The 9,451-nt window shown below is 71.1% G+C and carries 10 protein-coding genes and 1 riboswitch; of the genes, 3 read left to right on the plus strand and 7 right to left on the minus strand.

Going from position 1 to position 9,451, the window contains the following annotated elements:
* Nucleotides 1-73 precede the first annotated feature (73 nt).
* Nucleotides 74-145: riboswitch (cobalamin riboswitch) on the minus strand.
* A 612-nt stretch (nucleotides 146-757) separates the two neighbouring features.
* The 4 genes from QM633_RS00895 to trmB all read right to left on the minus strand — a co-directional run bounded on the left by QM633_RS00895 (nucleotide 758) and on the right by trmB (nucleotide 3,424).
* Nucleotides 758-1,147 (minus strand): hypothetical protein, encoded by a 390-nt coding sequence (locus QM633_RS00895; protein WP_415151830.1) that lies wholly within the window; start codon nucleotides 1,145-1,147, stop codon nucleotides 758-760.
* Between the two features lie 72 nt (nucleotides 1,148-1,219).
* Entirely contained in the window at nucleotides 1,220-1,822 is a 603-nt protein-coding gene (locus tag QM633_RS00900) for a class I SAM-dependent methyltransferase (protein WP_415151831.1), read from the minus strand.
* A gap of 61 nt (nucleotides 1,823-1,883) precedes the next feature.
* The gene (gene truA, locus QM633_RS00905) at nucleotides 1,884-2,699 is read right to left on the minus strand and encodes a tRNA pseudouridine(38-40) synthase TruA (RefSeq protein WP_415151841.1); all 816 of its coding nucleotides are present in this window, start codon (nucleotides 2,697-2,699) and stop codon (nucleotides 1,884-1,886) included.
* 11 nt (nucleotides 2,700-2,710) lie between these two features.
* Nucleotides 2,711-3,424, minus strand: a complete 714-nt coding sequence (gene trmB / locus QM633_RS00910; RefSeq protein ID WP_415151832.1) for a tRNA (guanosine(46)-N7)-methyltransferase TrmB — start codon at nucleotides 3,422-3,424, stop codon at nucleotides 2,711-2,713.
* A 132-nt stretch (nucleotides 3,425-3,556) separates the two neighbouring features.
* Between trmB and QM633_RS00915 the strand changes: the two genes are divergently transcribed.
* Both QM633_RS00915 and QM633_RS00920 read left to right on the plus strand, forming a co-directional pair.
* The gene (locus QM633_RS00915; RefSeq protein WP_415151833.1) at nucleotides 3,557-3,967 is read left to right on the plus strand and encodes a YccF domain-containing protein; all 411 of its coding nucleotides are present in this window, start codon (nucleotides 3,557-3,559) and stop codon (nucleotides 3,965-3,967) included.
* 73 nt (nucleotides 3,968-4,040) lie between these two features.
* On the plus strand, nucleotides 4,041-4,655 hold the full coding sequence (locus QM633_RS00920; RefSeq protein ID WP_415151834.1) for a MarC family protein: 615 nt from the start codon (nucleotides 4,041-4,043) through the stop codon (nucleotides 4,653-4,655).
* A 3-nt stretch (nucleotides 4,656-4,658) separates the two neighbouring features.
* Here QM633_RS00920 and QM633_RS00925 read toward each other — a convergent pair whose 3' ends face one another.
* Nucleotides 4,659-5,309 carry a DsbA family oxidoreductase gene (locus QM633_RS00925; protein WP_415151835.1) on the minus strand — a complete coding sequence of 217 codons (651 nt, stop codon included), beginning with the start codon at nucleotides 5,307-5,309 and terminating at the stop codon, nucleotides 4,659-4,661.
* Nucleotides 5,310-5,386: 77 nt separating this feature from the next.
* Between QM633_RS00925 and QM633_RS00930 the strand changes: the two genes are divergently transcribed.
* Nucleotides 5,387-5,782: a VOC family protein gene (locus QM633_RS00930; protein ID WP_415151836.1), complete on the plus strand. Its 396-nt coding sequence runs from the start codon at nucleotides 5,387-5,389 to the stop codon at nucleotides 5,780-5,782.
* 33 nt (nucleotides 5,783-5,815) lie between these two features.
* Here the strand turns inward: QM633_RS00930 and QM633_RS00935 are convergent, their stop codons facing one another.
* Nucleotides 5,816-7,888, minus strand: coding sequence for an elongation factor G-like protein EF-G2 (locus QM633_RS00935; protein WP_415151837.1), 2,073 nt, complete (start codon nucleotides 7,886-7,888; stop codon nucleotides 5,816-5,818).
* Between the two features lie 107 nt (nucleotides 7,889-7,995).
* Nucleotides 7,996-9,276 carry a citrate synthase gene (locus QM633_RS00940; RefSeq protein WP_415151838.1) on the minus strand — a complete coding sequence of 427 codons (1,281 nt, stop codon included), beginning with the start codon at nucleotides 9,274-9,276 and terminating at the stop codon, nucleotides 7,996-7,998.
* Nucleotides 9,277-9,451: the final 175 nt, after the last annotated feature.

The raw sequence follows: 9,451 nt of genomic DNA on the forward strand, positions 1-9,451 counted from the left end.
TGCGGGCCACGTCGCGCGTCCAGCTCACCCCCGTATGCCACGACGGGTCTCTTGTTGAGCCAGAACTTGTGCAGGCATTCCGACTTGGGCGGAGCGGTACCGCCGTCACGGCTGCGGGTCAGTCCCGGATTCGCACCGGCTTCCCCTGCAGAGGTTCAGGTGCCGACAGGCTAACCCACCGGCAACCCGGTGTGGCACTCCGTGCGTGGGCGTGACCGAAATGTGCAGTTCGGCGTCCGTCACCAGCACGATTCGGTGGTGCCCGCCGGCCCGCGCGCCCCGGGCGACCAACCACCCCGTCCAGAAGCCCGGGACCGTCCCGCGGCCGGTACGCGGGGACGGTTCCTCCCACCGTTCATGAGGCGGCCGGTGCGGGCGGATCCACGCGGGCGGCGAAGGGGAAAGGGGACGGACCAGCGAACGGACAAGGGGACGGACCAGCGAACGGGAAAGGAACCGTCCCCATCGGTCCGGCAGGTGGACCAAGTTGGGGACGGTTCCTGACTCGGTCCATCGGGGGGACCGAGGAGTGGACCAAGTTGGGGACGGTTCCTGACTCGGTCCATCGGGGGGTGGACCGAGGAGGGAACCGTCCCCATCGGTCCGGCGGTCTGGTCACGGTGGCTCCGGAGGCGGGTCGATCCATCGCTTCTCGGGGGGTCGGGACGCGAGGGGGCGCGGAGGCGGCCGGTGTCGCGGGGCAGGGGACGCGGAACGGCGGGGCGCCCTGCTGGGGCCCCGCCGTTCCGGAGGAGGATCAGGCCTTCGGTTCCTCGTCGCCGTCGACGAGGCCCTTCACTGCGGTGCTCGCGTCGTCGGCGAGCTTCTTGGCGTTGTCGGGCAGGTCCTCGGCGAAGCCCTTCACCGCCGCGCTCGCGTCGCTGGCCAGCTTCTGCGCGTTCTCGGGAAAGTCGTCGGCGAAGTCCTTGACGGCCGCGGTGGCGTCGTCGGCCAGCTTCCTGGCCTTCTCCGGGAAGTCGTCGGCCAGGTCCTTCGCCTTCGCCGAGGCGTCGCCGGCGAATTCCTTGACATCCTCGATCGCGTCCTCTGCGAAGTCCTTGATGTTGTCGATGGCGCCCTTGGCCGCATCCACCAGACCGCTCAGGAAGCCGTCGGCCTCTTCCTTGATGTTGTTCTCGTCGGTCATTCCTCGCCCATTTCTGTTGTCGTCGGGACGGACGGTGAAAGCCTAGGCCGCCGGACTGCCGAGCGGCAGGGGTCAGTCGGGCAATTCGGCGCGGACGGAGAAGACCCGGAAGCCCTTGGCGCTGGCCACCCGCTCGCAGCGGTAGCCCGCCTCGACCAGCCACGTCTGCAGCGAGTCGGCACCGAGGTTCCTGCCCACCACCAGCCGGGCCACCCCGCCGGGCGCGAGCCGGGGCAGCCAGGTGAGCAGCAGCTCGTGGAGGGCCGCCTTGCCGATCCGGATCGGCGGGTTCGACCAGATCTCGTCGTAGCGCGACGCCGGGTCGGCCTGCTCGGGCAGGAACGGGTGCACCCGGTCGGCGACGCGGTGGGACGCGGCGTTGGCCGCGCACAGGGCGAGGGCGCGCTCGTTGGTGTCGACCGCGTCCACCACGGCGTCCGGGCAGGCAGTGGCGAGGGCCACGGCCAGCACGCCGTAGCCGCAGCCGAGGTCGAGCAGGCGGGACGCGGTCGCCGGTGGCGTGGACTCGCGCAGCAGCACCGACGTCCCGAGGTCGAGACCGTCGGCGGAGAAGACCCCGTCCGCGGTCGTGAACTCCCAGTCGGTGTCCCAGAACCGGACGCCGACGCGGCGCCGGTGCTCCTCGCCGGTCGGGGTGTGGAAGTAGTGGCTCACGCAGCACCCCCGACGGGTCGGCCGGGCACGCGCGGCGCGGGAGGTGGACTCGGCGGGATGTTCATCGCAGCTGCTCCTCCTCGCGCCGGGCCCTGGCCTCGACGGCACGGGCGGCGAGCCGGTCGTCCGGCGGATAGCCGACTTCCTCCAGCACGAGTCCATGGGCAGGCATCACCGGGACCTCGGCGGAGCGCGACCCGGCGCCGAGCAGGCCGGCCAGCCACCCGGCGTCCCTGCGTCCGGTGCCCACCTCGACCAGCGCACCGACCAGCGAGCGCACCATCGAGTGGCAGAACGCGTCCGCACGGACGCCGACCTCGATACGTCCGTCGTCGAGCCGGGCCGCCCGCAGCTGCTGCAGCTGGCGGATCGTGGTCGCACCCTCACGCGCCCGGCAGAAGGCTGCGAAGTCGTGCAGGCCGATCAGGGTCTCGCCGGCCGCGTTCAGCGCTGCCACCTCGACCGCTGCCCGGACCGCGGTGGTCGTGTGCCGCTGCAGCGGGTCGAGGGGGCCGTCGGCGAGCCGGTAGGCATAGCGGCGCCAGATGGCGGCGAACCGGGCGTCGAAGCCGTCCGGGGCGACCGTGACGCGCCGCACCACCACGTCCTCGGGCAGCGCGCGACGCAGGCGGCGGGTCAGCGTCGCGGCCACCTGGTCGGGGTCGGGAAGATCGAGGTCGACGTGCGCGACCTGACCCCGGGCGTGCACGCCCGCGTCCGTGCGTCCCGCGCAGACCAGGACCGGCGGCTCGGCGAGCCGCAGGACGCGGGCCAGCCAGGTCTCCAGTTCGCCCTGGACGGTGCGCAGGCCGGTCTGGGCGGCCCAGCCGTGGAACCCGGAGCCGTCGTAGGCGATGTCGAGCCGGTAGCGGGTCATGCGGGCGGTGCTCATGCGCGCCGGTACGCCAGGTCGTGGACGGTGTGACCGGCGGCCAGGCCGCGCCGCTCGTACTTGGTGAGCGGACGCAGGTCGTAGCGGGGCGCCCAGCCGTCGTGGCAGTTCACCACGCCGGGCTCCGCGTCGAGGACCTCGCGCATGGCCTCGGCGTAGTCGTCGGCGTCGGTGGCCAGGTGCCACACCCCGCCCCGGGCCAGCCGGGACGCGGCCAGGCGCGCGAAAGCCGGTCCGACCAGCCTGCGCTTGTGGTGGCGGGCCTTGTGCCACGGATCGGGGAAGAACGTCCACAACTCGCTGATCGTGCCCTCGCCGAACACCGTCTCCAGCGCCTGGGCGCCGTCGGCGACCACGAGCCGGGCGTTGCCCACGCCATGGCGGGCGAGCCGGCCGAGGGTGGAAGCGACCGCGGGGGTGAACACCTCGAAGGCGATCAGGTTCGCCTCCGGCATCGCCTCGGCCAGCGCGGTCAGCGCGTGCCCCGTGCCGGAGCCGATCTCCACCTTCAGCGGCGCCTCCCGTCCGAAGACGGCCGTCCAGTCGATGCGGGCATCGCCGGCGACGGAGGTGAGCCGTTCGCCACGGGGCAGGTCGACGACCCACGCGTCGTGGTGCGCGTCCCACGCCCGCTGCTGCGATTCGTTCATGCGCCCGCTGCGCCGCACGTAGGACACCACGTCGCGATGGATCCGGGTGGCTGCAGGCACGCGGGCAACTCTAGGGGACGCGTTCGGGCGCCCGCGCGTGGGGGAGCGTTCAGGGTCGGATCAGGGCAGCGCCCGGCACGGCTGCGACCCGCGATCGGGTTTCATGGAGGGCGCGTCGACCAAGGAGATCCCATGCGCACCCTGCTGAACCTGATCTGGCTCGTCTTCGGCGGCCTCTGGCTGGCGCTGGGCTACGTGTTCTTCGGCATCCTGGCCTGCATCCTGATCGTGACCATCCCGTTCGGGATCGCGTCCTTCCGGATGGCGGGCTACGCGCTGTGGCCGTTCGGCCGCGCGGTCGTCGCCAGGCCGTCCGCCGGCGTCGGATCGGGGCTGGCCAACGTGGTCTGGTTCCTGATCGCCGGTCTGTGGCTGGCGATCGGCCACGTCACCACCGCCGTCGCGCAGGCCGTCACGATCGTCGGCATTCCGCTCGCGGTGGCGAACCTGAAGATGATCCCGGTGACCTGCTTCCCCTTCGGGAAGGACATCGTCGACTCCCGTTCGCTCCCGCCGGGGGCCCGTCCGCTGCACAGCCTCTGAGTTCGGGCCCGCCCGGGAGCCGGCCGAGCGGCCCGATTCGGCGGCGTGAGCGGCGCGGCCATAGGCTGGATCGGTGGTGCCCTTCTTCGATTCCGAGCTGTTTCTGACGACCGCGGTGACCCTCTGGGTGATCGTCGATCCGCCGGGGCTGCTGCCGGTCTTCCTGGGCCTCACCAACTCGCTGAGCGAGAAGCAGCGCCGCAGGGCCGGTGACCGGGCGTCCGCCGTGGCGTTCGGCGTGATCGCGCTGTTCGCGCTGTTCGGGCGGCAGATCCTCGACTACCTGCAGGTGTCGGTGCCGGCCATGCAGGTCTCGGGAGGGCTGCTGCTGCTCCTGATCGCGCTCGAACTGCTGATGGGCAAGGGCGACGACCCGGTCAGCCACGAAGGCGTGAACGTCGCGATCGTGCCGCTGGGGACGCCGCTGATGGCCGGACCGGGGGCGATCGTCGCCACCATGCTGGCCGTCCAGCGGGCCCCCGGCGTGACCGGCTACATCACGGTCGGGCTGGCCCTGGTCGCGGTGATGACGCTGGTCTGGCTGTTCCTGCGCTACGCGGGCCTGATCCGGGCGGTGCTGCGCGAGTCGGGGACGGTGCTCGCCTCCCGGATCGCCGGCCTGCTGCTCAGCGCGATCGCGATCCAGATGGTGGCCGACGGGGTCTTCGGGTTCATCGAGGCCCACTGACCCTCACCCGGAGTGCTCCTCGTCCCACACCTGCTGCAGGGCCCGGTCGAAGAGCTCGGGCGGCTGCGCGCCGGAGACCCCGTACTTCTCGTCGAGGACGAAGAAGGGCACGCCGCGGATGCCCAGCTGCGCGGCGGCCCGCACGTCCGCGCCGACGGCCGCGTCCAGTTCCGCCGAGTCGAGCGCGGCGCGGGCCGCGTCGGGTGCGATGCCCACCCCGTCGGCGAGGGCGGAGACCGTGTCGGGGTCGCTGATGCTGAGGCCATCGGCGAAGTGGGCGGTGAGCAGGGCGAGCTCGAGGTCCCAGGCCGCCTGTCCGGACACTCCCTTCGCGTACTGGAGCAGGCGGTGGGCGCGGCGGGGGTTGGTCACCACGAGCGAGTCGAAGTCGAGGGTGAGCCCTTCGGTCGCGGCCGCGGCGCTGACCTGTGCGGTCATCGCGTGCACGTCCGCCACGTCGATTCCCTTGCTGGCCGCCAGGTAGTCGGCCTCCGTCCCGTCGAACGACTCCGGAAGGGTCGGGTCGAGTTGGTAGGAGTGCAGCTCCACCTCGACGTCGTCCGCGTGCTCGAACCGCGCCAGGGCCCTGCCGAACCGGGTGAGCCCGATGTAGCACCACGGGCAGGCGATGTCGGACCAGATGTCGATGCGCATACCGGGGCCAACCCCCGCGGCCCCGGTCGCATTCCTTCGGGGTTGCCGACGGCCCGCCGGCGGGTACAGCTCCGACCATGACTGCTGCACCCGTCCTGCGCCTGACCTCGATCACGGTGTCCTGCCCAGAGCCGGTCGAACTCGCGGGGTTCTACGCGCGGCTGCTGGGCGTACCGGTGGCGTTCAGCGAGGCCGCCCCGCCCGGCCAGCCGGAGCAGGCCGGCTGGGCGCAACTGGACGCCGGAGGGTTCAGCGTGAACTTCGAGTACGAACGCTGCTGGACCGCGCCGACCTGGCCCGCCGTCGAGGGACACCAGACCGCGACCCAGCACCTCGACATCCAGGTCGACGACCTCGAGGCGGCCCGGCAGTGGGCCCTGGAGTGCGGGGCGATCCTCGCCTCCGCGCAGCCCCAGAAGGACGTCTGGGTGCTGTTCGACCCGGCCGGGCACCCCTTCTGCCTGTTCACCTGAGCGGGGCGGGCCCGCGGGGTCACCCCGCTCGGGTCACGCCTTCGCGTACTTCTCGGTCAGGGCTGCGGGAAGCAGCTCGTAGCCGTGGAACTCGCGGGTGAAGGTGCCCGAGCCGTGGGCGATGCCGCGCAGGTCGATCGCGTAGCGGCTGAGCTCGGACTCCGGCACCAGTGCCCGGACGATCGCCTTGTGGTTCTCCGCGTCCGTGCCGAGGAGCTGTCCGCGCCGACCGGTCAGGTCGGTCATCACCGCTCCGAGGTAGTCCTCGCCGACGACGACCGTGACGAGGTCGAGCGGTTCCAGCAGCGCCACGGTCTTCGGCGTCGCCGCCTCCTTGATCGCGAGCGAGCCGGCCAGCTGGAACGCCATGTCGGAGGAGTCCACCGAGTGCGACTTGCCGTCGAACAGCGTCACCCGGACGTCCACCATCGGATAGCCGGCGAAGACACCCTTCTCGAGCTGGTTGCGGATGCCCTTCTCGACACTGGGGATGAACTGGCGTGGCACCGCGCCGCCCACGACCTTGTCGACGAACTCGAAGCCCTCGCCGCGCGGCAGCGGCTCGACCTCGATGTTGCAGACCGCGTACTGGCCGTGGCCCCCGGACTGCTTGACATGGCGTCCCAGCGCCGTCGCCTTGGCCACGAAGGTCTCCCGCAGGGGGATCTTGAGCTCCTCCTGCTCGACCTTCACCCCGTACCGGTCGGTGAGCCGGGCGATCAGCAGGTCGGCATGGGCCTGGCCGGTCGTCCACAGGACGAGCTGGTCGTTGCCGCCGCGGTCGAGCCGGACGGTGGTGTCCTCGACGGCCAGCCGCTGCAGCGCTCCGGCGAGCTTGTCCTCGTCGTTGCGGGTGGCCGCCCGGATGGCGAGCGGGAGCAGCGGTTCGGGGAGTTCCCACGGCGCCACCAGCGCGGGCCGTTCCCTGGCCGAGAGGGTGTCGCCGGTCTCGGCGGTGGTGAGCTTGGGCACCATCACGATCTCGCCGGCGATGGCGGAGGGACGCGGCTTCAGTTCGGTGCCGACGGCGGCCTGGATCAGGCCGACCCGTTCGTCGTTGTCGTGGTCGGGGTGGGCGTTGTCGGGCTTGCGGCGGTGCCCGGCGACATGGACGAGGTCCTCGGCCTTCAGCGTTCCGGAGAAGATCCGCACCATCGACAGCCGGCCTGCGAACGGGTCGGTGGTGGTGCGGATGACCTGGGCCACCAGCGGAGCGGACGCCTCGGTCGGCGGGTTGGGCAGGTCGCCGCCGGCGAGGTCGGTGACCGGGGGGTTCGGGTGCAGCGACGGGGTCGGGAAGCCGTGCTCGATCAGCCGGAGCAGCTCCTCCACGCCCACCCCCGTGTTGGACGCCACCGGCACCACCGGGAACAGGTTCGCGGTCGCGACGGCGGTGCGCAGGTCGTCGAGCAGGTACTCGGTGTCGAGTTCCTCGCCGCCCAGGTAGCGGTCCATCAGGGAGTCGTCCTCCGCCTCCTGGATGATCGCCTCGATCAGCGGCCCGCGCCAGGTCTCGACGTGGGAGTCGTCCGCGGTGAGCTTGCGGTTCACGACCTCGCCCGCGGAGTAGTCGTGCTCTTCCAGGCTGAGCAGCCCGATGTTCCCGATGATGCCGTCCGGTCCGATGGTGGGCACGTGGGTCGGCAGGACGCCCTCGCCGAACTTGTCCTGTGCCTCTGCGACCGAGCCGTCGAAGTCGGCGTGGCCGGCGTCCAGCTTGGTCAGCGCGATGATCCTCGGCAGGTGTGCGGCCTCGCACTCCTCCCACAGCGCCCGGGCGGCACCGTCGATGCCGTCGGCGGCGGAGATGACGAAGATGGCGGCGTCGGCGGCGCGGATGCCGGCGCGGAGCTCGCCGACGAAGTCGGGGTGGCCGGGTGCGTCGAGCAGGTTGACCAGCTTGTCGCCGGTGACGATCGAGGCCAGGTAGAGCTGGGCGGCGCGTTCGGCGTCGTCCTTCTCGCCGCGGTAACCGGCCAGGCGGGCCTTGAGCAGCTGCTCGAACAGCGAGGTCTTCCCCGAGCCGGCGTTTCCGATCAGGACCACGTTGCGGACGTCGTCGGGACTGGTGACCTGAATGGAGGCAGCGCTCAACTTTGAACTCATACCGACTACCTAACTACGCAGGTCTACCCCCTGCAACCGACTTTGGCGGATTGCCCCGAACTCGCCCACCCCGCCACTGACAAGGCCGCGCGCGTCGGCGGGCGCGGTCAGTCGCGCTCCTCCATGGGGACGTAGCTGCGCGTCCGGGAACCGGTGTAGATCTGCTTGGGCCGGGCGATCTTCTGCTCGGAGTCGGTGATGAACTCCTGGTACTGGGCGGCCCAGCCCGACGTGCGGGGGATCGCGAACAGGACGGTGAACATCTCGGGCGGGAAACCGAGGGCCTCGTAGATCAGGCCAGAGTAGAAGTCGACGTTGGGGTACAGCCGCCGCTTGACGAAGTACTCGTCCTCCAGACCGTACCGCTCCAACTCCTTGGCGACCTCGAGCAGCGGGTTCACGCCGGTCACCTCGAAGACGTCCTCGACGGACTTCTTGATGATCTTGGCCCGCGGGTCGTAGTTCTTGTAGACGCGGTGGCCGAAGCCCATCATCCGCACCTTGCCCGCCTTCACGCCCTCGATGAACTCGGGGACGCGGTCGACCGTCCGGATCTCGCGGAGCATCTTCAGCACCGCCTCATTGGCGCCGCCGTGCAGCGGCCCGTGCAGGGCGCCGATGCCGGCCGACGCGCACGTGTACAGGTCGTTGCCGGAGCTGGCCACCGAGCGGACAGCATTGGTCGAGCAGTTCTGCTCGTGGTCGGCGTGCAGGATGAACAGCACCTCCATCGCCCGGATCAGCCGCGGGTCGGCCACGTAGCGGCGCTCGGCCTGCTTGAACAGCATGGCCAGGAAGTTGTGGCAGTAGCCGTAGCTGTCGTCGGGGTTCACGTACGGCCTGGCCTTGCCCTTGCGGTAGGCGAACGCGGCCAGGGTGGGCATCTTCGCGATCAGCCGGGTGATGTTCAGGCTGCGCGCCGCCGGATCGTCGAAGTTCCGGGCGTCGGGGTAGAACGAGTAGAAGGCGGCGACCGACGCCATCAGGATCGTCATCGGGTGCGCGTCGTAGGGGAAGCCGGCCAGGACGGTCTTGAGCTTGTCCGGCAGCGTCCGGTGCTCGGTGACCTGGCTCTCCCAGTCGGCGAGCTGGGTGGGGTTGGGCAGCTCGCCGTTCAGCAGCAGGTAGGCGACCTCCAGGTAGGTGGAGTGCTCGGCGAGTTCGGCGATCGGGTAGCCCCGGTACTCCAGGACGCCCGCGTCCCCGTCGATGTAGGTGATCGCGGAGTGGCAGACCGCGGTGTTCATGAAGCCGGGGTCGAAGGTCGCCAAGGGCTCGCCGCCGATGTCGAACTGGCGCAACTCCGTGGCCCGGATGGTGGCTTCGGTGATCGCCAGTTCCGCCTCTGTGCCGCTGGCGGGACGCCGGATCTGGAGGATGTCTGCCATGCACGAACCCTAGGGAGTCACGGAGCCGGCCGCCCGGGCGTCTCGCCCGCGCGATGGTCCGGCCCTCCCGGCCTCGACGTGCTACAGAGGCGCCGCGGTGGTTCGGCCCGGCGCCGACGGGCCGGCAGCCGACCGGAGGGCGCCGGGCGGGGCTGGCGCACCGGAGCCGGGGCAC

The organism is Propionicimonas sp. (genome assembly GCF_047606205.1).
Classification (GTDB): Bacteria; Actinomycetota; Actinomycetes; order Propionibacteriales; family Propionibacteriaceae; genus Propionicimonas.

Excerpts from the sequence above, each read along its gene's own strand:
- QM633_RS00895 (WP_415151830.1), bottom strand. The coding sequence starts at position 1,147 with ATGACCGACGAGAACAACATCAAGGAAGAGGCCGACGGCTTCCTGAGC.
- truA (WP_415151841.1), bottom strand. The coding sequence starts at position 2,699 with ATGACCCGCTACCGGCTCGACATCGCCTACGACGGCTCCGGGTTCCAC.
- QM633_RS00915 (WP_415151833.1), top strand. The coding sequence starts at position 3,557 with ATGCGCACCCTGCTGAACCTGATCTGGCTCGTCTTCGGCGGCCTCTGG.
- QM633_RS00925 (WP_415151835.1), bottom strand. The coding sequence starts at position 5,309 with ATGCGCATCGACATCTGGTCCGACATCGCCTGCCCGTGGTGCTACATC.
- QM633_RS00930 (WP_415151836.1), top strand. The coding sequence starts at position 5,387 with ATGACTGCTGCACCCGTCCTGCGCCTGACCTCGATCACGGTGTCCTGC.
- QM633_RS00935 (WP_415151837.1), bottom strand. The coding sequence starts at position 7,888 with ATGAGTTCAAAGTTGAGCGCTGCCTCCATTCAGGTCACCAGTCCCGAC.
- QM633_RS00940 (WP_415151838.1), bottom strand. The coding sequence starts at position 9,276 with ATGGCAGACATCCTCCAGATCCGGCGTCCCGCCAGCGGCACAGAGGCG.